Origin of the sequence: Kribbella sp. NPDC049227, from assembly GCF_043197265.1 — a bacterium.
GTDB lineage: Bacteria > Actinomycetota > Actinomycetes > Propionibacteriales > Kribbellaceae > Kribbella.
The window spans coordinates 138,598-159,335 of record NZ_JBICST010000012.1 but is presented as its reverse complement, the minus strand read 5'-3'; the positions used below and the strand labels follow the sequence as shown (position 1 = coordinate 159,335).

The following is a 20,738-nucleotide window of genomic DNA, read 5'->3' as shown; positions in this document are numbered from 1 at the left end:
GCCTGAAAGGCGGGGAAGGCCGTCAGCGGAGGCCGGTGGGGCGGGTCAGAGCCAGCGTGAGGAGGCGGTTGACCAGGGTTGGGTAGTCGATCCCGGATTCGGCCCACAAGCGGGGGAACATGCTCGTGGGGGTGAAGCCGGGCATCGTGTTGATCTCGTTGATGACAACCCGGCCGGTTGCATCGAGGAAGAAGTCGACACGGGCCAGGCCTTCGGCCTCGATCGCGTCGAACGCCGTCAGAGCCTTCGCCCGGATGTCCGCGGCGACGTCGGCCGGGAGGTCGGCCGGCACCGAGAGCGCGAGGTACTCCTCACCCTCCGGCAGGTACTTCGTCTCGAAGTCGTAGAAGTCGTGGCCGCCACCGGAGACCGCGACCTCGCCGCACACGCTGACCTCGGCGGGCGCACCGTCCAGGCCGCCCAGGACGCCGACCTCGATCTCGCGCGGGTCGTTCGCCGACGCCTCGACGATCACCTTCGGGTCGTGGGCCCGGGCCTCGACGACCGCGTCGTCGAGCTCGTCGCGGCTGTTCACCTTGCTGATGCCCAGGCTCGACCCGCCGCGGGCCGGCTTCACGAATACCGGGTAGCCGAGCGCGTCCACCGCCTTGCGGCAGGCCTCCGCGTCACGCATCCAGTCACGGTCGCGGATCACGACGTACGGCCCGACCTCGAGGCCGGCGGCCTGGAAGACGACCTTCATGTAGTGCTTGTCCATGCCGACCGCGCTGGACAGGACGCCGGAGCCGACGTACCGGATGTCGGACATCTCGAGGAGGCCCTGGATGGTGCCGTCCTCGCCCCACGGCCCGTGCAGGAGTGGGAACACCACGTCGACCTCGCCGAGCGTGCTCGGTACCGTCCCCGGTTCGCTCACCACGAGCTCGCGGTTCGCGCCGAACAGCACCGGCATCGCGGTGACGTCGACCTCCGGGAGCTTGCCGTCGGTGATCGACAGGCGCTCCGGATCACCGCTTTCCAGCACCCAGTGACCGCTGGTACTGATGCCGACCGGGACCACGTCGTAGACGTCGCGGTCGATCGCCTGCAGCACGTTGGCCGCGGTCACACAGGAGATGGCGTGCTCGCTCGACCGTCCGCCGAAGACCACGGCGACGCGGGGCTTGCGTTGTTCCCTCGAGTACTCACTCACCGGCTCGACTGTAGCGGCCCGGCGATCAGGTTCCGATCTGGGTTCGGTTAAGAGCTGTTCAGATTTCGGACGGTAGCGGCGTGTCCCAGGTGACCGGGAGCGCGGTCACGCCGTACACCAAGGTGTTGTCCTTGAACTCGAGTTCCTCGAACGGTACGGCGAGTCGCAGCGTCGGGATCCGCCGGTACAGACGGGTGAACACCTCCTGCAGTTCCACCCTGGCCAGCTGTTGTCCGAGGCACTGGTGTGGACCGAAACCGAACGCCACGTGACCGGCCGCGTTGCGGGTCAGATCGAGCCGATCGGGGTCTGGGAACGCGCGCTCGTCGCGGTTGGCCGACGACAGCGCCGCGATCAGGAACCCACCCGCCTCGATCGTCCGGGAGCCGGCCGGAAGGTCGTCCGTCACGTGCCGGAACACGCCGAACTGAACCACTGACAGATACCGCAGCAGCTCCTCGACAGCGGCGGGCGCCAGCGAGGGATCCTCCCGCAGAGCCTTGAGCTGCTCCGGGTTGCGCAACAACGCGAGGGTGCTGAGGGCGATCATGTTCGCCGTCGTCTCGTGGCCGGCGATCAGCAGCGTGATGCCGATCGACACCAGTTCAGGCACGGTCAGCGGCTGACCCTGTTCCTCGCCGCGGGTGATCAGCCGCGACAGCAGGTCGTCCTCCCGCTCGGCCTGCTTGGCGAGGACGAGACCGACGATGTACTGGTTCAGCTCGCCGCTGACGCGCATCATCTCGTCCGGATCCCGGTCGATCGCCACCAGGACCGCGCTGCGCTGCTGGAACTCGTCCCGGTCCGCGTACGGCACGCCCAGCAGTTCGCAGATCACCAGCGAGGGGATCGGCAGCGCGAACGCCTGCACCAGATCGATCGGCCCGCCGACCGCGAGCATCGCGTCCAGGTGGTCCTCGATCATCCGCACGATCCGCGGCCGCAGCGCCTCCATCCGCTTGACCGCGAACTCGGTCGCCAGCAGCCGGCGCAGCCGCCGGTGCGCCGTGCCGTCGTTGTGCAGGACCGAGCCAGAGTCCACCTCCCGCTCCAGGTCCGCGTCCACCCGGACGTGGTCCGACGGCGCGGACCGCGAACTCAGCCGGTCGTCCCGCAGCACCGTGCGTACGTCGTCGTACCGGCTGAAGACCCAGGCGTCGACGCCGGCCGGGGTGGAGACCTTCGACGGACCCTCGGTACGGCGCAGCGCGGCGTACTCGCTCGCGGGGTCGAACGGGCACCCGGACGGGCGGTTGACGGGGAACGTGTCGGTCATCGGCACCCTTTCCGCAGATTCTGGTAGTGACTACCATATGACCGAGACTGCCGACTGCGAAGCATTACTGGCGAGTCGGCCAACCGGTACTCTGCCCGCGGAGGTGGAGATGGGACTGCGCGAACTCAAGCGGGAGCGGACCCGCCGGCTGATCGCGGACAAGGCGTTCGAGCTGTTCACCGACCACGGCTTCGGCCGGACCACGGTGGAACAGATCGCCGCCGCCGCGGAGGTTGGTCCGAGCACCCTGTACCGGTACTTCCCGACCAAGGAGACTCTCGTCCTCGAGTTCGTCGAGGACTGCCTGATGGACGCCGTCGGCTGGTTCCGCGGGCAGCCGGTGATCATCGCCCTGCCCGACGGCCTGCAGTCGGTGATCGAGCGGGTGCTGGAGCGGCTGGAGAGCAACCCGGACCGGGTGCGCGCGGTGTTCGACCTGGCCGGTCAGACCGCGTCGGTGAGCGCCCACCTGAACGAGTTGATCTGGCGGTTCCGCAACGACCTCACCGACGAGCTGGTCCGCCGGCTCTCCGGCCCGGTCCGCCAACGTGCCGAGCCCGGCCCAGCCCGCCAACAGAGTTCGGACCCGCGGCAGGTCGAGTTCACCGCCGCGCTGTCGGCCGGGATCGCGATGAACATCATCGAGACGGTGGTACGGATCTGGGTGGAGAATCCGGACGACACCGAGGTCAAGGTGCTGGCGCGCCGCGCGATGAGCCTGCTCCGCGGCGGCGGCATCCCCCTCCCGGCGGCCGGTCCGCGACTGCCCGGCCCGCTCCCGTCCTCCCCCGCCCGGAGCGAAGCGGACGGTGGGCGGAACAATTCCCCGTATGGCCTCTGATCTCGATCCCTCCACCGTCGTCGTCCACGCCGGCCGCCCCGAGCGGGTACCGAACGCGCCGGTCGGCGACTCGCCGGTGTTCAGCTCGACGTACGTCGCGGGCGGTGACCGCGGCTACGGACGGTTCGGCAACGACGCGTGGACCGCACTCGAGGAGACCCTCGGCGCGCTCGAAGGCGGTCGTGGACTGACCTTCGCCTCCGGGATGGCAGCGGTCGCGGCGGTGTGCGATCTCGTTCCCGTCGGTGGCCGGATCGTCGCACCACAGCACGCGTACTCCGGTGTCCTCGCCCTCCTCGACCAGCACGCGGCATCCGGCCGCCTGCGCGTGGAGAAGGTGAACATCGCGGACACCGACGCCGTGATCCAAGCGGTCGCAGGCGCCGACATGCTGTGGATCGAGTCACCGACCAACCCGGCGATGGAGGTCGCGGACATCCCCGCGCTCTCAGCCGCTGGTCACGACGCCGGCGCCACCGTTGTCGTCGACAACACGTTTGCGACCCCGCTGCTGCAGCAGCCGCTCAAGCTCGGTGCTGATGTCGTGATGCACTCGGCAACCAAGTTCATCGCCGGTCACTCCGACGTCATCCTCGGCGCCGTCATCACCGCCGACGAGGACCTGTGGGCCGCGATCGAGCTCCGCCGCCGCGGCAGTGGCGCGATCCCCGGCCCGATGGAGGCCTGGCTGGGCCTCCGCGGACTGCGGACCCTCGCGCTGCGGCTCGAGCGTGCCCAGTCCAACGCCGCGTTCCTGGCCGAGCGTCTCCTTCAGCACCCGCGCGTGAGCCGCGTGCGGTACCCCGGCCTACCGGACGACCCCGGCCACGCCCGCGCCGCCGCGCAGATGTCCGGCTTCGGCGCGATCCTGTCCATCGAACTGGGCGGCGATGGTGAGTACGCTCAGCGCGTCTGTGAGAGCACCGAACTGTGGGTTCACGCGACCAGTCTCGGTGGCGTGGAGTCGATGCTCGAACGCCGTCGCCGGTGGGCGATGGAGGTCGAGACGATCCCGGTGGACCTGATCCGGCTGGCGGTCGGGATCGAGCATCCCGACGATCTCTGGGCCGACCTGGAGCACGCGCTCAAGACCGCGACTTGAGCACCGGCCCGCCGAGGAACGTCAGCACGCAGAGCACCAGCGGCAGGATGAACGCGACGTTCAGCGGCATCCAGTGCGCGAGCCCACCGATCAGCGCCGGGCCCGCGAGCAGACCGACGTACCCGAGTCCGACGACGCGTGCCATCAGGGCGCCGGCGGCACGGGGGTCGAGGTTGCCGGCGGCAGTGAAGAGTTGCGGTACGCCGCCGGCCAGGCCGAGGCCGAACAACGCCCAGCCGACGAGCGCGACGGGCACCCACGGTACGACGATCACGATGGTCAGACCGACCGCGGCCATCGCGGCACCCCACCTCACGATCGCCGCCGGGCCGACCACCGCGGCGACCCGGTCGGTGAGGAACCGGCCGACGGTCATCGCCACCGCGAAGGCGCCGTACGCGTAGGCCGCCGTACTGACCGACGTACCGAGGATGTCGCGGAAGTGCAGCGCGGCCCAGTCGTTGGCCACACCCTCCGCGAGCATGAGGCCGAACGCGAGCCCGCCGAGCGCCCAGACCAGCTTGCCGGGCGGTTTCGCCCGCTCCTCGGCCGGCTCGTCGGCCCCGTCAGTGGTCGCCTCGATCAGGAACCGGCTGGCGGCGAGAGCGATGACGATGCAGAGCGCGCCCGCCAGGCCGAGGGTGACCTCGGTCGGTACGCCGGCTCGCAGCGTGGCGGCACCGATCAGCGCCGCGATGGCGCCGCCGATCGACCACATCGCGTGGAAGGCTGCCATGATCGGGCGCGGGTAGCCGCGTTCCACCACGACCGCCTGGGCGTTCATCCCGACGTCGATCGAGCCGTTGCCGAAGCCGATGAGAATCAGCGTCAGGCCGAGCGTCCACCAGTTCGTCGCCAGGCCAGGACCGGCGAGAGCGATGCCGAGCAGTACGCCGGCCGCGGGCACCAGCCGTCGCTGGCCGAGGCGGTCCACCAGCGGGCCGGCCACCTGCATGCCGGTGAAGGCGGCGCCGCCGAGGACCAGCAGCAGAAGCCCGAGCGTGCTGTGCGAGATGCCGGTGGCGTGCTCGATGTTGGGGATGTGCACGACCCACATACCGACGGCGAACCCGTTCAGGCCGAAGTACAGCCAGGTGGCGACACGGGCGGCTCTTGGCGGTGCGGTCTGCGAACGCAGATCGGTGGCGGTCAAGAAACGTCCTCCAAAGCGGCAACCTCGACCAGTACGCCGCGTTGGGCCAGCAGCGTGCGCTGGTCCTCGGGCGCGGTCGGGTCGGTGATGATCAGGTCTGGGTCGTCGGCCGGACAGACGTAGGCCAAGGCGGCGCGATCCCACTTCGCGCCGTCGGCCAGCACCATCGAGCGAGCGGCGACGGCCATCGCCTCCTGCTTGACCTCGGCGTCGCCCAGGTCGAACGCAGTCAGTCCGGCGTCGAGGCTGAACGCGCAGGGGCTCAGCACGGCCAGGTCGAAGCGCAGCGCCCGCAGCGACGCGACCGTCAGCGGACCGACCAGAGCAAGCTCGCCTCGACGCGCCTCTCCCCCGGGCATCAGCAGCCGGATCCGTGGTGCGTCCGCCAACTCGTGCGCGACGTGGAGCGAGAGCGGCATGACGGTCACCGCGCGATCGTGCAGAAGCTTGGCCACCTCGAGCGCCGTCGTACCGCTGTCGAGGACGATCGTCTCGCCGTCGTGGATGTGCTCGACCGCGACGCGCGCGATCGCACGCTTGGCGGCGACGGCGGCCTGCGCCCGCAGCGAGTACGGCGGCTCGACACCCGAGGCCATGGCCGGGACGGCACCACCGTGGACGCGCTTGAGAACGCCCTGGGCGGCCAGGAAGTCGAGGTCGCGGCGGATCGTCATGTCCGACGACTCGGTCGCCTCGACCAGTTCCTGGACGGACACTCGGTCAACGCCCCGAAGTCGTTCTACGATCACTTGATGCCGTTCTGCGCTCCTCACGCGCAGAAATCTACCATCCGCCTGATCGTTCAAACAGATTGTCTGTTCGCTTGTGACTGACGACACCACACTGGTCAGGCGGTCGCGGTACGCCGTGGCCGCGGTCTTCTGCGTGCACGGCTCGGTGACGGGCTCGTTCGCGACCCGCGTGCCCTGGATCCAGGAACACTCCGGCCTGTCTGCCGGGCAGCTCGGCATCGCGCTCGCGTTCCCCGCGTTGGGCGCGGCACTGATGATGCCGCTCGCCGCCCGGGTCACCCACCGCTTCGGGACACGGAGCGCCCTGCGCGGACTGCTGGCGTTGTGGACGCTCTCGCTGATGCTGCCGTCGTTCGCTCCGAACCTGCTGATGCTCTGCGCCGCCCTCTTCGTGTACGGCGGAACGTCGGGCATGGCCGATGTGGCGATGAACGCCCTCGGGGTCGAGGTGGAGCATCGGCTGAACAAGTCGATCATGTCCGGCCTGCACGGGATGTGGAGTCTCGGCGCGCTGTTCGGGGCCGCGGTCGGCACCGTGGCGGCGCACACTGAGCTCAGCGCGCAGGTCCATCATGTGGCGGCGGCCATCGTCTTGACGGTGATCGGAGCCGTCGCATGTCAGTTCGTGCTGAACATTCATCCGGACGAGGACGAGGAGCCGCCGGCGCGGTTCGCGCTGCCGCCGCGGTCGGCGTTGCTGATCGGTGCGGTCGGGTTCTGCGCGGTGTTCGCTGAGGGCGCGAGCCTGGACTGGTCGGCGGTCTACCTGCGCGACGTCCTCGACAGCACGGCCGGGGTCGCCGCGGGTGCGACGACGGGCTTCGCGCTGACGATGGCGATCGCGCGGATCACCGGTGACGCGGTGGTCGACCGTTTCGGCGCGGTACGGACGGTTCGCTGGAGTGGCGTGATCGCGACGGCGGGCGGCGTACTGGTCGTGATCGCACCTCACGCGGCGGTCGCGATGCTGGGGTTCGGGCTGCTCGGGGTCGGGATCGCGGTCGTCGTACCGCTCGCGTTCGCCGCGGCCGGCCGGACTGGCACCAACGCGAGTCAGGCGATCGCTGGGGTCGCCACCATCACGTATGCGTCCGGGCTCGTCGCGCCGTCGATCATCGGCGGCATCGCCCAGGCCAGCAACCTGACCGTCTCCTTCATGGTCGTCACCGTCCTGACCGTCGCCCTGGCCGTCTTCGCCCCGGTCCTCCGCACCAAACCCCGCGTCCGCGCCTAGCTGAGCAACCGGTCGAGGACCTCCCCGGCTTCCTCGTAGCCGGCGTCGCTGATCCGCTGCAGCTCCAGCAGGTCCTTGGCGGCAGCCGCACGCCGCGTGAGGTGCTCCCCCGCCCGCTCGTTCCCCTCGTCGAGCAACCCGTTCAGAGCGTCCAGATCAGACCGCTCATCCGCCAGATCGGCGAGCCTGTCCATCGCCTTCTCGTTCCCCTCGTCGGCGAGCGCGCGCAGGGTGTCCCAGTCAGTCATGCATCGATCATGCGACCTTGCCCCTAGGGCAAGGTCAACAATGGCCCTGTGCTCACGATCGGACAGCTGGCCAAGTACGTCGGGGTGTCGACCAAGACCATCCGCGTCTACCACGCCAAGGGCCTGCTGCCCGAGCCCGAACGCGACGCCTCCGGTTACCGGCGGTACGGCGCGGAGGCGGTGGTCGACCTGATCCGGATCCGGACGCTGGCCGAGGCCGGTGTTCCGCTGGCACGGATCCGGACCCTCGGTTCGGGGCAGGAGTTCGCCGCGGCCCTGCAGCAGATCGACGACGATCTGACCGACCGGATTCGTGGCCTGGAAGCCACTCAGCAGCGCTTGCGCGAGCTTGCCTCAGGCGACGTACGACTGCTCCCGGCCGAGGTCGACGTCCATCTGCGGGGTCTGGCCGAGCTGGGCTTCAGTGAGCAGTGGGTGGCGATGGAGCGCGATCTGTGGATCATCGTGTTCGCCACCTACCCGGAGACCGGGGACGAGCTCTTCAGGGACCAGGCCGGCGCTCTGGCCGAGCCGGCGCTGCGAGAGCTGTACCTCGACTACGACCGCGCCCGCGACCTGCGACCCGACGACCCGGTCCTGGCCGAACTCGCCGACCGGATCGTGGCGGCCAGCATCGAGCGCTACGGCACGGACCTGCCCGGCCAGGCGATCGACCCCAACCTGCCCCAGCTCCTCCAGAACACGGTCAACGCCTCCTCCCCCGCCTGGCAGCGCCTGGACCACCTGATCCGCCGCCGCCTGGGTTGAGGCGCCCGGCCAGAGGCTTGGTACGGCCGATCAACCGGCCGTCACCAAGCTCCCGACCGAGGATCTGTCCGCGCGCGGCTACTTGTCGGTGGCGAAGGCGGCGTCGAAGGCGGCTTCGGGCTTGTCGAAGGCGAGGTTGCGGATGACGTTGACCGCTTCGGCGGCGCCGACCTTGCGCTCCATGCCGGCGTCCTCCCACTCGACCGAGATCGGGCCGTCGTAGCCGATGGAGTTCAGGACCCGGAAGCAGTCCTCCCACTGCACGTCGCCGTGACCGGTGGAGTAGAAGTCCCAGCCGCGGCGCGGGTCGCCCCACGGCAGGTGCGAACCGAGCCGGCCGTTGCGGCCGCCGCCGACCCGCATCCGGGTGTCCTTGCAGTCGACGTGGTAGATCCGGTCCTTGAAGTCCCACAGGAACGCGACCGGGTCGATGTCCTGCCACACCATGTGCGACGGATCCCAGTTCAGGCCGAACGCCTCACGGTGCCCGATCGCCTCGAGAGTCAGCGTGGTCGTCCAGTAGTCGTACGCGATCTCCGACGGGTGCACCTCGTGCGCGAACCGCACACCCTCCTCGTCGAACACGTCGAGGATCGGATTCCACCGGTCCGCGAAGTCCTTGTAGCCGGCCTCGATCCGCTCGGCCGGCACCGGCGGGAACATCGCGACGTACTGCCAGATCGACGACCCGGTGAAGCCGATCACCGTGTTCACACCGAGCTTGGCCGCCGCCCGCGCGGTGTTCTTCAGGTCCTCGGCGGCGCGCTGCCGGACGCCTTCGGGATCGCCGTCGCCCCAGATCCGCGACGGCACGATCGCCTGGTGCCGGAAGTCGATCGGGTTGTCGCAGACGGCCTGGCCGACCAGGTGGTTCGAGATCGCGAACACCTGCAGGTTGTACTTCGCCAGGATGTCCTTGCGGCCCTGGACGTACGAGTCGTCGTCGACGGCCTGCTGGACGTCGAAGTGGTCACCCGAGCAGGCGATCTCGACGCCGTCGTACCCGGCCTCGGAGGCGAACTGACAGACCTCCTCGAACGGCAGGTCGGCCCACTGACCGGTGAACAACGTGATCGGACGTGGCATCTGACTGACTCCTCAGCGATTAAGAGTTCTCGACGGTGGTCCAGGCACTGTCGTCCGCGGCCGACCGCAGTACGGCGTCGACCAGCCGGGCGGACCGCGCTCCGGCGGCGAAATCGGGCAGGCCGTCCGGGCGATCACCCAGTACGGCGGCATAGCTGTCGGCAACGAACGAGTCGAACGCGTCCTGGTACCCCTGCGCATGCCCGGCCGGCAGCCGGTTCACGCGCGCCGCGGGCGGGCTGAGCGTCTCCGGGTCCCGGGTCAGCAACTGCGAGGCGGCACGGCGGCCGACCCAGAGGCGATCCGGGTCCTCCTGGTCGAAGCCGAAGCTCGACTCGGTCCCCGAGACCTCCAGGTACAGGCGGTTCTTCCGGCCGGCGGCGACCTGGCTGACGACGATGGTGCCGACCACTCCGGCCTCGGTGCGGAACTGCGCGGTGGCCAGATCCTCCGTGCGCACCTGCACGCCGCCACGCTCGCCGCGGACGGTCCGTAGCTGCGCGCTGATGGCCGCGATCCGGTCGCCGGTGACGAACTCGGTCAGGTCACACCAGTGCGACCCGATGTCGGCGAACGTCCGCGACGGTCCGCCGGTCTGGTCGTCCACCCGCCAGTTCTGGTCGTCCGCACCGGCCAGCCAGTCCTGCAGGTACGACCCGTGCAGGCTGGTGATCACTCCGGCCTCGCCGGCAGCGATCCGGGTCCGCAGCTCGCGGACCATCGGGTGGTAGCGGTACACGAACGGCACGGCTCCGACGCGCTCGGCGTCGAGCGCGGCGGCCTGCAGGCCGGCCGCGTCCTGCGCCGAGGTCGCCAGCGGCTTCTCGCAGATCACGTGCTTACCGGCCTCGAGCGCCCGCAACGTCACCGGGAGGTGGGTGTCGTTCGGCGTACAGACGTGGACGACATCGATGTCGGCGGCAAGCAGTTCGTCCAGGGTCGCGAAGCCGCGCTCGGCGCCGGTCGCCTCGGCCGCGGCCTCCGCCCGAGCGGGGCTGGAACCGATCGCACCGACCACCTGGGCTCCGGCCACCAGGGCCGACCTGCCGTGAACGCGGCCCATGAAGCCGCCGCCGACGATCCCGACCCGGAGCTTGCGCGCACTGGTGGACACGTCGAAGGACGCTATGTGACACTTTTGAACCCTGTCAAGCAAAAGTCCATCGGTCCAACGACGGAAGTGCTGCGATGAGCGATCTGGGTACGGCGGGCACCGGTGCCGTGCTGCGGTTGCTCCTGGACGGGCAGCCCCGGACCCGCGCCGAACTCATCGATCTCAGCGGCCTGGCCCGGTCCACGGTGACCGGCCGGATCGAGGAGTTGCTCGCGGCCGGACTCGTCGTACCGTCCGGTGAGGCCGCCTCGACCGGTGGCCGGCCGCCGGCGCGCTTCCGGTTCAACCCGACCGCGCGGCTGATCCTGGCCGCGGACGTCGGCGCGACGCATCTGTCCGTCGCCCTGACCGACCTCACCGGCGAGATCCTCGATCGGTCGACCACGCCGCTCAACATCGCCGAAGGCCCCGAGGTGGTCCTGACCGCCATCGCGCGGACCGGCCGTTCGCTGCTGAAGGCCGCGCGGCGTTCGAGCAAGGACCTTGCCGGCACCGGAGTCGGACTGCCTGGACCGGTCGAGCACAGCACCGGCCGTCCGAACCATCCGCCGATCATGCCGGGCTGGGACTCCTACGACGTGGTCGGCCGGCTCGAACACGAGCTGAAGGCGCCGGTTCTGGTCGACAACGACGTGAACATCATGGCCCTCGGCGAACACGCGACCGAGTACGCCGACGTCGAGCACCTCCTGTTCGTCAAGGTCGCCACCGGCATCGGCGCCGGTGTGATCAGCGGCGGCCGCTTGCATCGTGGCGCACAGGGCGCGGCCGGCGACATCGGCCACATCCAGGCACCAGGTCGCTCCGAGCTGTGCCGCTGTGGCAACACCGGGTGCCTGGAGGCGGTCGCGTCGGCCGCGGCCATCGCCGCCCAGCTGGACGTCGGCGGCAGTCACGACATCGTCGGCCTCGTCCGCGCCGGCAACACCGCCGCAACCGCGGCAGTCCGCCAGGCGGGCCGTGAGATCGGCTCCGTCCTCGCCGCGGCCGTCAGTCTGCTCAACCCGTCGGTGATCGTCATCGGCGGCTCACTGTCCCGGGCCGGCGACAGCCTGCTGGCCGGCATCCGCGAAGCGATCTACGCCAGATCGTTGCCCCTGGCCACCACCGACCTGCACGTGGTCACCAGCCGGTCAGGTCAGGATGCCGCGCTGCGCGGCGCCGCAACCCTCGTCCTTCAGCACCAGCTGACGGCCCAGTGATCCACCAGCGCGAGGATCCGGTCGCGGAGCGGGCCGCCCCGTGCTCGCCCGAAGCCGTGGCGCCTGCCGTGGAAGGCCGCCTGCACGACCTGGAGATGTGCCCACCTCCGGACGCGCTCCAGCTCCAGCTCCGCGGCGTCGGTGAAGACGTCGAGCTCGTGCAGCAGCACCTTCATCAGGTCGTCGGACTCCATCAGCGCCAAAGCACGGGGCTTGAGGAAGGCCACGCCGTCGTACGCCGGATCACCGACGTACCCCTTCGGATCGACGGCCAGCCACGGTTCGCGGTCGGCGCGCAGGATGTTGCGGGGATGGAAATCGCCGTGGACGACGAGGTCCGGCTGATCCCGGCCCAGTTCGTCGATCACCGCGAGCGCGGAGTCGACCACCGCGACGGGCAGGACGCCCGCGAACTCCGCAGCGTCCTTGCGAAGCTCCTCGTCCCAGCTGTCGGCCTGGTCCACCAGTCGCGGTAGCGCGGCCGGTGCCGGGATCGACAACCGGCGATTGAGCCGGCCGGCCACCGTGGCGATCTCGTCGCCGTCACCGAGCTCGGTCAGCGTCGAGGGCTGTGCTCGCTCGAGCAGCATCGCGAAGCGGTCGTCGTCGCGCTCGTACAAGCGCACCGCACCGCGGCCGTCCCAGGCTGCGAAGGCCTCGGGCTCGTGCACGTTGCCGGGATGCGGGAAGGACACCTTGAGAGCAGCCGGTCCGCAGGCCCGCCGGACAGGCGCGATCACGCCGACCTGACCGTGTCCGAGCGAACCGTCGAGCGTGCAGTCCCACCGTGCCAGCAGATCCTCGATGATCGTCGGCAGCTCGGACAGCCAGGCCCGGCCTGCCTCGCCTTCGCGGTCGACCGTCGATTGTGCGAAAGCGGCAGGGATCATCCCCAGCGCTCCGACTTGGCCGACCGGGAGACGAGGCTGAACAGCATGTCCTTGGGCGTCATCTCGCCGGCGACGACCTTGGTGACATGTTCGGCGATCGGCATCTCGACGTCGTGGTGGTGAGCCAGGTCGGTGATCGACGAACAGGACTTCACACCCTCGGCGACCTGGCGGGTGGCGCCGGCGATCTCGGCCACGGTCATGCCCTTGCCGAGCTTCTCGCCGAAGGTCCGGTTCCGCGACAGCGGTGACGAGCAGGTCGCGACCAGGTCACCCAGGCCGGCCAGCCCGGAGAACGTGTGCTCCTGCGCGCCGAGCGCCGTACCCAGGCGGGCCGTCTCGACCAGACCGCGGGTGATCACCGAGGCCCTGGCGTTGTCGCCGAAGCCGAGGCCGACCGCCATCCCGACGGCCAGGGCGATCACGTTCTTGGTCGCGCCACCGAGCTCGCAGCCGATCACGTCGTTGTTCGTGTACGGGCGGAACGTCGGCGAATGGCACAGCTTCTGCAGCCGCGTCGCGGTTCCCTCGTCCGCGCACGCGACCACCGACGCGGCCGGTTGTCCTTCCGCGATCTCCCGCGCCAGGTTGGGCCCCGACACCACAGCGATCCGCTCCGGTCCGGCGCCGGTGACCTCCGCGATCACCTCGCTCATCCGCTTGGTCGTACCGACCTCGACGCCCTTCATCAGACTGACCAGGGGTACGGCGTTCGGCAGGACGTCGGCCCAGTCCTTCAGGTTCTCCCGCAGCGACTGACTCGGGACCGCCAGTACGACGGCCTCCGCACCGTCGGCGGCCGCGGCCGGATCGTGGGTCGCGGTGATCGCGTCCGGGAGTCGCACCCCGGGCAGGTAGTCGGGGTTCTCGTGCCGGCTGTTGATCACTTCGCACAGGGACTCACGCCGGCCCCAGACGGACACCTGGTTCCCCGCGTTCGCCAGCACCGTGGCGAACGCCGTACCCCAGGATCCGGCTCCGAACACCGCCACCTTCGTCATGCCGTCTCCTCACCATCGTCGGCCGCACGGGCCTTGCGCAGGTCGTAGAGCTCCTTCGGCGGGGTCTCGCCGCGCAGTTCGCCCAGCGTGGCAGCGACCTCGGCCATGATCACCTCGGTTGCCTCGTGCAACAGCGAGTTCGTGAGCGGCTTGCCCTGGAAGGCACTCAGATCGACTGGCCGGCCGGCCCGCACCTGCAAGGACTTGCGCGGCAGCAGCCGGATCCGCACGCCGCGGCCGGTGTAGGACTTGATGACCTCCTGGGCGCCCCAGTTGGCGACCGGGATCACCGGACAGCCGGTCATCAAGGCGATCCGGGCGGCACCGGTCTTGCCGGTCATCGGCCACATCTCGGGGTCGCGGGTGATCGTGCCCTCCGGGTAGACACCGACGCACTCGCCCCGCTCGACCGCGGCGACCGCGTCCCGGAACGCGTCCGCGGCCTGGGTGGAGTCCCGGTAGACCGGGATCTGCCCGGCACTGGTGATGATCCGGCCGAGCACCGGCAGCTTGAACAGCGACGCCTTGCCCAGGAACCGCGGGATCCGGCGGCACTCCCAGATGAAGTACCCGAGTACGACCGGGTCGAAATGCGAGATGTGGTTCGGCACGTAGACCACGCCGCCGGAGCGGGGCATGTTCTCCCGCCCGGTGAACGTGCACTTGGTGAACACCAGCATGAACGGCTTCACGATCGCGACGATCAGGCCGAACCAGAAGCCCCGGGGTGGCCGGGGATCTTTCCGCTGCCCGTCCACTGCTGCCTCCTGGTGCTCGTGCCTGCCATCGGTCATGGGAGAATCCTGCCTGATGGCAGACCTACAGGTCGCTCCCTGGACCCTGGTGATCCCGGTGAAGCGTACGGCGATCGCGAAGAGCCGGCTCGCTGCCGCCTACCCGCAGCACCGTCCGGAGCTCGCGCGCGCCTTCGCTGTCGACACTACTGCGGCGGCCCTCACCTCTCCCCTGGTCCATGCCGTCCTGGTCGTGACCGACGATCCGGTGGTGTCCGGAGACGTCACCGCCGTCGGCGCACGGGTGGTGCCGGACCTTCCGGCCGCAGGCCTCAACGACGCCTTGCTGCACGGCGCCACGGTCGCTGCCGCGGAGTTCCCGGGGCACGGGGTCGTTGCCCTCTCCGCGGATCTGCCCGCATTGCGGCCCGCCGAGCTGACCGCCGTACTGGCGGCTTGTGTGGCGCCGCGCTCGTTCGTCATCGACCTTCCCGGCACCGGTACGTCGCTCCTCGCAGCACAGCCCGGGGTCGCGCTGGATCCGCGGTTCGGTGTGGGTTCCGCACTAGCCCACCAAGCATCCGGGGCGGTGCCGATCGAGCTGACCGGCATCGAGTCGGTACGCCGCGACGTCGACACGGCAGCCGATCTGGCCCACGCCGTACAGCTGGGAGTCGGTGAAGCGACCGCGGACGTGATGTCACTCGTGCTCGGTGCCGCCACCGGGACCGAGGGTCTAGCCTGCTGAAATGCAAGCAACAGTGAGCCGCTACGACACCGAGACATTCTCCGGCGCGGTGCTGACCGACACCGGGATCGAACTGCCCTTCACCGTGCACGCGGTCGCGGACACCCCGGTCCGGCATCTGCGCGTCGGCCAGCGGGTCCGGATCGAAACCACCGGCTCCGGGGCGGATCTCAGCGTGACCAGGGTCGATTTCGGCACCGTGCTGTAAAGGTTGCCAAAGGCACCCGCACACGGCGAAGGCCGGTCGCCCCTGGAGTGGGGTGACCGGCCTTCGCTGTAGTGCGTACTGCGGTGCTGCAGTGCTGAAGGTCAGCGAGACGATGCGCGCTTCGCCGGAGCCTTCTTGGCGGGGGCCTTCTTGGCCGGCGCCTTCTTGGCGACAGTCGCCTTCTTCGCCGGAGCCTTCTTGGCCACGGTCTTGGCCGGGGCCTTCTTGGCCACGGTCTTCGCCGGCGCCTTCTTGGCAACCGTCTTGGTGGCCGTCGCCCTCTTGGCGGCGGTCTTGGTCGCCGCGGCCTTGGCCGGAGCGGCCTTCTTCGCCGGGGCGGCCGCCTTGGTGGCGGTCGCGGCCGGCTTCGGCACGACGAGCTTCGGCAGCTTCTTCGCACCGGAGACAACGGCCTTCAGCTCCGCACCCGCGCGGAACTTCGGAACCACGGTCTTCTTGGCACGCTTGGTCTCACCGGTCCGCGGGTTGCGCACGATGCGCGCGCCACGCTCGATGGCCTCGAAGGCACCGAAACCGGTGATGGCGACCTTGCCACCCTTCTTGGTCAGCTCGCGTTCGACGGTGTCGATCACCGATTCCAATGCGTGCTGGGCCTGGCGGCGGTTTCCGTCGAAGTGCACTGCGAGCGCTTCGACCAACTGGCTCTTGTTCACTGCTTCCCTCCGTGAACACTAGGCGTCGAGCACAGCGCTCGATCTCACGTGAACGTTATGGACTCAAGTGCCAGTTCACAAACACCAACGCGGCAATTCGGCCTTGTTTTGGGCGATTCGTGCCACAATTTGGCCCGATCCGGCCCATCAGGGCCTTCAGAATCCCTGCTGAGCAACGATCCGATGCCCAGCGTGACCGGGTGGAAGCCGGGTCACAACCAGCCGCGGCGCTTGAAGATCTGGTGCAGACCCCCGCAGACCAACGCCATCAGGCCGATCGCGAACGGGTATCCGAACTGCCAGTGCAGCTCGGGCATGCTGTCGAAGTTCATCCCGTAGACGGTGCCGATCAGCGTCGGTGCGAACAGGATCGCCGCCCAGGCGGAGATCCGCTTCACCTCTTCGTTCTGCTCGCTGCTGGCGATCGCGAGGCTCTTCATCTCCTCGTTCTGCTGCTGGGCCACCAGGGTCGCGTTCACGGTCAGGATGTCGCGCAGCAGTTCGCGGAAGCCGTCGACCTTCTCCACCACCTCGGTGACGTGGTCGGCCACATCGCGCAGCGAACGCTGCAGTTCCTCGTCGATGCCGTACTTCTCGAATCCGCCGCGCAACGCCTCGAGGATGGCGACCAGCGGCCGGGTCGCGCGCTGGAACTCGATCACCTCACGGGACAGTTCGTAGATGCGCCGCGACACCTTCGGGTCGCCGCGGAACACTTCGGTCTCGATCTCGTCGATGTCGTTCTCCAGACCGGCGACCACCGGCGCGTACCCGTCGACGACCTTGTCCATGATCGCGTAGAGCACGGCCTCGGTGCCCCGGTCCAGCAACTCGGGATCGCGTTCGACCCGGCGCCGTACCGCGGCCAGGTTGGGCGCCTCGGCATGCCGGACCGTCACCACGAAGTCCGGGCCGACGAACACGTGCACCTCGCCGAACTCGACCTCCTCGGTCGCGTCCCGGTAGCGGGCGGCCTTCAGTACGACGAACAACGTGTCGCCGTAGCGCTCCAGCTTCGGCCGCTGATGGGCCTGGATGGCGTCCTCGATGGCCAACTCGTGCAGGTCGAACTCCTGGGCCAGCGACGCGAGTTCGCGCCGGTCCGGCCGGTACAGGCCGATCCAGGCCAGGCTCTTGGGTGCCTTGTGCAGGACCCGATAGGTCTCGGCCAGCGAACCCGGCGACGCGACCCGGCGCCCGTCACAGTAGATCGCGCTGTCGACGACGCTGTGTCCCTTGGGCAACGGCTGCTCGCGCGGCTTCTCGGCCGGCTCGACGACAGGGGCAGCGGCATGCTTGCGGGCGGCAGTGCGCAGTGACGGGGTGCGGCCGAAGGCGCGCAGCGTGCGCAGGCGCAGGTCGGACATGAGTCCTCCAGGTGCGGTGAGGCAAGTGAGTGATGGGCACGCGTCTGCCCGACCCCCACGGCACTCAAGCCGCAACTACCAGAGGATTCCGCCTCTCAAGGTCGAGCGAGACCGGTATGTCTGGAGGGATCGCTGTTCATGAGCGCCTCACCTCCTCGGTCTCGCAAGCCTTGTTCTGACAACCACGCCAGGGTAACACCAGAGTTATCGCCGCCAGGCCTCCGGACGTTACGGCGGCGAGAACTCTGCGCTACGTCAGGCCTTCGCGTTCCGTCAGGCCTTGGCCGGCAACGTAGCCGGCTTGAACGCGGGCCGGGTCGCCTCGTACGCGGCGATGTCGGCCTCGTGGGACAAGGTGATGCCGACGTCGTCGAGACCGTTCAGCAACCGGTAGCGGGTGTAGTCGTCGATCTCGAACGGCGCCGAGACGTCACCGGCGGAGATCGTCTTGTGCTCCAGGTCGACGGTCACCTTGGTGCCCGGGTCGGCTTCGATCGTGGTCCACAGCCGCTCCACGACGTCCTGCTCGACAAGGGCCGCGAGCAGCCCGGCCTTGCCCGAGTTGCCGCGGAAGATGTCGCCGAACCGCGACGACACGACGACGCGGAACCCGTAGTCGAGCAGGGCCCAGACCGCGTGCTCGCGCGACGATCCGGTGCCGAAGTCCGGTCCGGCCACGAGCACCGAGACACCGCCGTACTCGGGCTGGTTCAGGACGAACGCGGGATCGTTGCGCCAGGCCGCGAACAGCCCGTCCTCGAAGCCGGTCCGGGTGACCCGCTTCAGGTAGACGGCCGGGATGATCTGGTCGGTGTCGACGTTGCTGCGGCGCAGCGGGGCCGCCGTACCGATGTGCTGGGTGAAGGCTTCCATGATTCTGCTGCTCCTCAGACGTTCTCGGGTACGGCGACGTCGACCGGCGGCAGGTCCGCCGGGGCCGCGAGGGTCCCGGTGACCGCGGTCGCCGCGGCGACCAGCGGGGACACCAGGTGCGTCCGGCCGCCCTTGCCCTGACGGCCTTCGAAGTTCCGGTTCGAGGTGGAGGCGCTGCGCTCCCCCGGGGCCAACTGGTCCGGGTTCATGCCCAGGCACATCGAGCATCCGGCCCCACGCCATTCGGCGCCGGCGTCCTTGAAGATCGCGTCCAGGCCCTCGGCCTCGGCCTGCAACCGGACCCGGCCCGATCCCGGGACCACGAGCATCCGGGTGCCCTCGGCAACCTTCCGGCCGGCCAGCACCCCGGCCGCGGCGCGCAGGTCCTCGATCCGGCCGTTGGTGCAGGAGCCCAGGAACACTGTGTCCACGTGGATCTCACGCATCGGCGTACCGGCGGTCAGGCCCATGTACTCCAGCGCCCGCTCGGCGGCGCGATTGTCGTTCTCGTTGCCGAAGTCGTCCGGCGACGGGACCGACTCCGACAGCGGGATGCCCTGACCAGGGTTGGTGCCCCACGTGACGAACGGCGTGATGTCCTCGGCGCGCAGTACGACCTCGCGGTCGAAGGTCGCGTCCGCATCGGTGGCCAGGCTCTTCCAGTACTCGACCGCGGCTTCCCAGTCGACGCCCTGCGGCGCGTGCGGCTTGTCCTGCAGATAGGCGAAGGTGGTCTCGTCCGGCGCGATCATGCCGGCCTTCGCGCCCCACTCGATCGACATGTTGCAGATCGTCATCCGGGCTTCCATGCTCAGCGCACGGATCGCCTCGCCGCGGTACTCGACGATGTAGCCCTGGCCACCGCCGGTGCCGACCTTCGCGATCAGCGCCAGCACCAGGTCCTTCGCCGAGACGCCGTCGGGCAGTACGCCGTCGACCGTCACGGCCATCGTCTTCGGCCGGGCCTGCATCAGTGTCTGGGTGGCCAGCACGTGCTCGACCTCGCTGGTGCCGATGCCGAAGGCAATCGCCCCGAACGCACCGTGCGTGCTCGTGTGGCTGTCACCGCAGACCACGGTCATGCCGGGCTGGGTCAGTCCGAGCTGCGGGCCGATCACGTGGACGACGCCCTGGTCCGGGTCGCCGAGGGTGTGGATCCGGATGCCGAACTCCTCGGCGTTCTTGCGCAGCGTCTCGACCTGGGTGCGCGACACCGGGTCGGCGATCGGCTTGTCCACGTCGTACGTCGGGACGTTGTGGTCCTCGGTGGCGATGGTCAGGTCCGGGCGCCGGACCTGACGGCCACCCAGCCGGAGGCCGTCGAACGCCTGCGGACTGGTCACCTCGTGCACCAGGTGGAGGTCGATGTAGAGGAGGTCGGGTTCCCCGTCGGCATGGCGCACGACGTGCGCATCCCACACCTTTTCCGACAACGTCCTACCCATCAGACTTCTCCTCCTTGGATACTTTTCCCAACCCCACCGGCCCCGGTCGAGGTGCCTGGTGAGGTGCTGTATCGCTCACAGTGCTCTCGATTGGGTCACGGAAGCGACTTGCGTTCCACGATTCGAGACGGCAATATCGTCTCATGGACAACTCTAGCGGAGTCGGCGTTCTCGACAAAGCAGCCCTCGTTCTGTCCGCCCTGGAGTCCGGGCCGGCGACCCTGGCCGGCCTGGTGGCGGCCACAGGGCTGGCCCGTCCGACGGCACACCGGCTGGCGGTGGCGCTGGAGCACCACCGGCTGGTCGGGCGCGACATGCAGGGCCGGTTCGTGCTCGGCCCGCGGCTCAGCGAGTTGGCCTCGGCCGCCGGCGAGGACCGGCTGCTCGCGACCGCCGGCCCGGTGCTGGCGCGGCTGCGGGACATCACGGGTGAGTCGGCGCAGTTGTTCCGCCGCCAGGGTGAGTACCGGGTGTGCGTCGCGGCCGCCGAGCGTCCGTCCGGCCTGCGGGACACCGTGCCGGTCGGCAGCCAGCTGACCATGGCGGCCGGCTCCGCGGCCCAGATCCTGCTCGCCTGGGAGGACCCGGAGCGGATGCACCGCGGTCTGCACAACGCCACCTTCAACGCGGCCGCCCTGGCCGGTGTACGGCGCCGCGGCTGGGCCCACTCGGTCGGCGAACGCGAGCAGGGTGTCGCGTCGGTGTCGGCTCCGGTGCGTTCCCCGTCCGGCAAGGTGATCGCGGCAGTGTCCGTCTCCGGCCCGATCGAGCGGTTGTCCCGCCAGCCCGGACGGATGCACGCCCCCGCCGTGATGGCTGCCGCCGAGCGTCTGTCCGAGGCTCTCCGCCGCGCCTCGGAGTAGTCAAGC

Annotated in this window: 22 protein-coding genes; 8 read left to right on the top strand and 14 right to left on the bottom strand. The window is 69.5% G+C overall.

What is annotated here, in order from left to right; genetic code table 11:
- Window positions 1–22: 22 nt before the first annotated feature.
- Entirely contained in the window at window positions 23–1,153 is a 1,131-nt protein-coding gene (locus ACGFH6_RS43250) for a D-alanine--D-alanine ligase family protein (RefSeq protein WP_393396917.1), read from the bottom strand.
- A gap of 58 nt (window positions 1,154–1,211) precedes the next feature.
- Window positions 1,212–2,429 (bottom strand): cytochrome P450, encoded by a 1,218-nt coding sequence (locus tag ACGFH6_RS43245; RefSeq protein ID WP_393396915.1) that lies wholly within the window; start codon window positions 2,427–2,429, stop codon window positions 1,212–1,214.
- Between the two features lie 109 nt (window positions 2,430–2,538).
- Here ACGFH6_RS43245 and ACGFH6_RS43240 point away from each other — a divergent pair, with 109 nt between their 5' ends.
- Together ACGFH6_RS43240 and ACGFH6_RS43235 are read left to right on the top strand one after the other, a co-directional pair.
- The gene (locus ACGFH6_RS43240; protein WP_393396913.1) at window positions 2,539–3,270 is read left to right on the top strand and encodes a TetR/AcrR family transcriptional regulator; all 732 of its coding nucleotides are present in this window, start codon (window positions 2,539–2,541) and stop codon (window positions 3,268–3,270) included.
- Complete coding sequence (locus ACGFH6_RS43235) at window positions 3,260–4,372, top strand: trans-sulfuration enzyme family protein (protein ID WP_393396911.1); 1,113 nt, start codon at window positions 3,260–3,262, stop codon at window positions 4,370–4,372. The genes ACGFH6_RS43240 and ACGFH6_RS43235 overlap by 11 nt, the downstream gene beginning before the upstream one ends.
- Here ACGFH6_RS43235 and ACGFH6_RS43230 read toward each other — a convergent pair.
- The gene (locus ACGFH6_RS43230) at window positions 4,356–5,525 is read right to left on the bottom strand and encodes an MFS transporter (protein WP_393396909.1); all 1,170 of its coding nucleotides are present in this window, start codon (window positions 5,523–5,525) and stop codon (window positions 4,356–4,358) included. The genes ACGFH6_RS43235 and ACGFH6_RS43230 overlap by 17 nt on opposite strands.
- The gene (locus ACGFH6_RS43225; RefSeq protein ID WP_393396907.1) at window positions 5,522–6,274 is read right to left on the bottom strand and encodes a DeoR/GlpR family DNA-binding transcription regulator; all 753 of its coding nucleotides are present in this window, start codon (window positions 6,272–6,274) and stop codon (window positions 5,522–5,524) included. Before ACGFH6_RS43225 ends, ACGFH6_RS43230 begins: the two co-directional genes overlap by 4 nt.
- 76 nt (window positions 6,275–6,350) lie before the next feature.
- On the opposite strand from ACGFH6_RS43225, the gene ACGFH6_RS43220 reads away from it, so the two are divergent.
- Window positions 6,351–7,511 (top strand): MFS transporter, encoded by a 1,161-nt coding sequence (locus ACGFH6_RS43220; RefSeq protein WP_393396905.1) that lies wholly within the window; start codon window positions 6,351–6,353, stop codon window positions 7,509–7,511.
- Here the strand turns inward: ACGFH6_RS43220 and ACGFH6_RS43215 are convergent.
- Window positions 7,508–7,759: a hypothetical protein gene (locus tag ACGFH6_RS43215; protein WP_393396903.1), complete on the bottom strand. Its 252-nt coding sequence runs from the start codon at window positions 7,757–7,759 to the stop codon at window positions 7,508–7,510. The genes ACGFH6_RS43220 and ACGFH6_RS43215 overlap by 4 nt on opposite strands.
- A gap of 48 nt (window positions 7,760–7,807) precedes the next feature.
- On the opposite strand from ACGFH6_RS43215, the gene ACGFH6_RS43210 reads away from it, so the two are divergent.
- A complete protein-coding gene (locus ACGFH6_RS43210; protein WP_393396901.1) occupies window positions 7,808–8,527 on the top strand; it encodes a MerR family transcriptional regulator in 720 nt (239 codons plus the stop codon).
- Window positions 8,528–8,605: 78 nt separating this feature from the next.
- Here ACGFH6_RS43210 and ACGFH6_RS43205 read toward each other — a convergent pair whose 3' ends face one another.
- Together ACGFH6_RS43205 and ACGFH6_RS43200 are read right to left on the bottom strand one after the other, a co-directional pair.
- Window positions 8,606–9,613, bottom strand: coding sequence for a sugar phosphate isomerase/epimerase family protein (locus ACGFH6_RS43205; protein ID WP_393396898.1), 1,008 nt, complete (start codon window positions 9,611–9,613; stop codon window positions 8,606–8,608).
- 19 nt (window positions 9,614–9,632) lie between these two features.
- Complete coding sequence (locus ACGFH6_RS43200; RefSeq protein ID WP_393396896.1) at window positions 9,633–10,727, bottom strand: Gfo/Idh/MocA family protein; 1,095 nt, start codon at window positions 10,725–10,727, stop codon at window positions 9,633–9,635.
- A 74-nt stretch (window positions 10,728–10,801) separates the two neighbouring features.
- Here ACGFH6_RS43200 and ACGFH6_RS43195 point away from each other — a divergent pair, with 74 nt between their 5' ends.
- The gene (locus tag ACGFH6_RS43195; RefSeq protein WP_393396894.1) at window positions 10,802–11,929 is read left to right on the top strand and encodes an ROK family protein; all 1,128 of its coding nucleotides are present in this window, start codon (window positions 10,802–10,804) and stop codon (window positions 11,927–11,929) included.
- Here the strand turns inward: ACGFH6_RS43195 and ACGFH6_RS43190 are convergent.
- From ACGFH6_RS43190 to ACGFH6_RS43180, 3 genes are read right to left on the bottom strand one after another with little or no spacing between them, the layout of a single operon-like run.
- Window positions 11,905–12,819 carry an aminoglycoside phosphotransferase family protein gene (locus ACGFH6_RS43190; RefSeq protein ID WP_393396892.1) on the bottom strand — a complete coding sequence of 305 codons (915 nt, stop codon included), beginning with the start codon at window positions 12,817–12,819 and terminating at the stop codon, window positions 11,905–11,907. The genes ACGFH6_RS43195 and ACGFH6_RS43190 overlap by 25 nt on opposite strands.
- Entirely contained in the window at window positions 12,816–13,820 is a 1,005-nt protein-coding gene (locus ACGFH6_RS43185) for an NAD(P)H-dependent glycerol-3-phosphate dehydrogenase (RefSeq protein WP_393396890.1), read from the bottom strand. Before ACGFH6_RS43185 ends, ACGFH6_RS43190 begins: the two co-directional genes overlap by 4 nt.
- Entirely contained in the window at window positions 13,817–14,614 is a 798-nt protein-coding gene (locus tag ACGFH6_RS43180) for a lysophospholipid acyltransferase family protein (RefSeq protein ID WP_393396888.1), read from the bottom strand. Before ACGFH6_RS43180 ends, ACGFH6_RS43185 begins: the two co-directional genes overlap by 4 nt.
- Window positions 14,615–14,630: 16 nt before the next feature.
- On the opposite strand from ACGFH6_RS43180, the gene cofC reads away from it, so the two are divergent.
- Together cofC and ACGFH6_RS43170 are read left to right on the top strand one after the other, a co-directional pair.
- The gene (gene cofC, locus ACGFH6_RS43175) at window positions 14,631–15,302 is read left to right on the top strand and encodes a 2-phospho-L-lactate guanylyltransferase (RefSeq protein ID WP_393396886.1); all 672 of its coding nucleotides are present in this window, start codon (window positions 14,631–14,633) and stop codon (window positions 15,300–15,302) included.
- Between the two features lies 1 nt (window position 15,303).
- Window positions 15,304–15,510, top strand: coding sequence for a hypothetical protein (locus tag ACGFH6_RS43170; protein ID WP_131355325.1), 207 nt, complete (start codon window positions 15,304–15,306; stop codon window positions 15,508–15,510).
- A gap of 101 nt (window positions 15,511–15,611) precedes the next feature.
- Here the strand turns inward: ACGFH6_RS43170 and ACGFH6_RS43165 are convergent, their stop codons facing one another.
- The 4 genes from ACGFH6_RS43165 to leuC all read right to left on the bottom strand — a co-directional run bounded on the left by ACGFH6_RS43165 (window position 15,612) and on the right by leuC (window position 19,869).
- Window positions 15,612–16,184 (bottom strand): HU family DNA-binding protein, encoded by a 573-nt coding sequence (locus ACGFH6_RS43165; protein WP_131355328.1) that lies wholly within the window; start codon window positions 16,182–16,184, stop codon window positions 15,612–15,614.
- 212 nt (window positions 16,185–16,396) lie between these two features.
- Entirely contained in the window at window positions 16,397–17,551 is a 1,155-nt protein-coding gene (gene corA / locus ACGFH6_RS43160; protein ID WP_393396883.1) for a magnesium/cobalt transporter CorA, read from the bottom strand.
- Between the two features lie 273 nt (window positions 17,552–17,824).
- The gene (gene leuD / locus ACGFH6_RS43155; RefSeq protein WP_393396881.1) at window positions 17,825–18,424 is read right to left on the bottom strand and encodes a 3-isopropylmalate dehydratase small subunit; all 600 of its coding nucleotides are present in this window, start codon (window positions 18,422–18,424) and stop codon (window positions 17,825–17,827) included.
- Between the two features lie 14 nt (window positions 18,425–18,438).
- Entirely contained in the window at window positions 18,439–19,869 is a 1,431-nt protein-coding gene (leuC, locus tag ACGFH6_RS43150; protein ID WP_393396879.1) for a 3-isopropylmalate dehydratase large subunit, read from the bottom strand.
- A 143-nt stretch (window positions 19,870–20,012) separates the two neighbouring features.
- Here leuC and ACGFH6_RS43145 point away from each other — a divergent pair, with 143 nt between their 5' ends.
- Window positions 20,013–20,732: an IclR family transcriptional regulator gene (locus tag ACGFH6_RS43145; protein WP_012922430.1), complete on the top strand. Its 720-nt coding sequence runs from the start codon at window positions 20,013–20,015 to the stop codon at window positions 20,730–20,732.
- The last annotated feature ends 6 nt before the right edge of the window (window positions 20,733–20,738 follow it).

Coding starts and splice junctions, on each gene's coding strand:
- ACGFH6_RS43195 (WP_393396894.1), top strand. CDS start 10,802: ATGAGCGATCTGGGTACGGCGGGCACCGGTGCCGTGCTGCGGTTGCTC.
- ACGFH6_RS43215 (WP_393396903.1), bottom strand. CDS start 7,759: ATGACTGACTGGGACACCCTGCGCGCGCTCGCCGACGAGGGGAACGAG.
- ACGFH6_RS43190 (WP_393396892.1), bottom strand. CDS start 12,819: ATGATCCCTGCCGCTTTCGCACAATCGACGGTCGACCGCGAAGGCGAG.
- ACGFH6_RS43240 (WP_393396913.1), top strand. CDS start 2,539: ATGGGACTGCGCGAACTCAAGCGGGAGCGGACCCGCCGGCTGATCGCG.
- corA (WP_393396883.1), bottom strand. CDS start 17,551: ATGTCCGACCTGCGCCTGCGCACGCTGCGCGCCTTCGGCCGCACCCCG.
- ACGFH6_RS43170 (WP_131355325.1), top strand. CDS start 15,304: ATGCAAGCAACAGTGAGCCGCTACGACACCGAGACATTCTCCGGCGCG.
- ACGFH6_RS43235 (WP_393396911.1), top strand. CDS start 3,260: ATGGCCTCTGATCTCGATCCCTCCACCGTCGTCGTCCACGCCGGCCGC.
- cofC (WP_393396886.1), top strand. CDS start 14,631: ATGGCAGACCTACAGGTCGCTCCCTGGACCCTGGTGATCCCGGTGAAG.
- leuC (WP_393396879.1), bottom strand. CDS start 19,869: ATGGGTAGGACGTTGTCGGAAAAGGTGTGGGATGCGCACGTCGTGCGC.
- ACGFH6_RS43185 (WP_393396890.1), bottom strand. CDS start 13,820: ATGACGAAGGTGGCGGTGTTCGGAGCCGGATCCTGGGGTACGGCGTTC.
- leuD (WP_393396881.1), bottom strand. CDS start 18,424: ATGGAAGCCTTCACCCAGCACATCGGTACGGCGGCCCCGCTGCGCCGC.
- ACGFH6_RS43180 (WP_393396888.1), bottom strand. CDS start 14,614: ATGACCGATGGCAGGCACGAGCACCAGGAGGCAGCAGTGGACGGGCAG.
- ACGFH6_RS43145 (WP_012922430.1), top strand. CDS start 20,013: ATGGACAACTCTAGCGGAGTCGGCGTTCTCGACAAAGCAGCCCTCGTT.
- ACGFH6_RS43205 (WP_393396898.1), bottom strand. CDS start 9,613: ATGCCACGTCCGATCACGTTGTTCACCGGTCAGTGGGCCGACCTGCCG.
- ACGFH6_RS43245 (WP_393396915.1), bottom strand. CDS start 2,429: ATGACCGACACGTTCCCCGTCAACCGCCCGTCCGGGTGCCCGTTCGAC.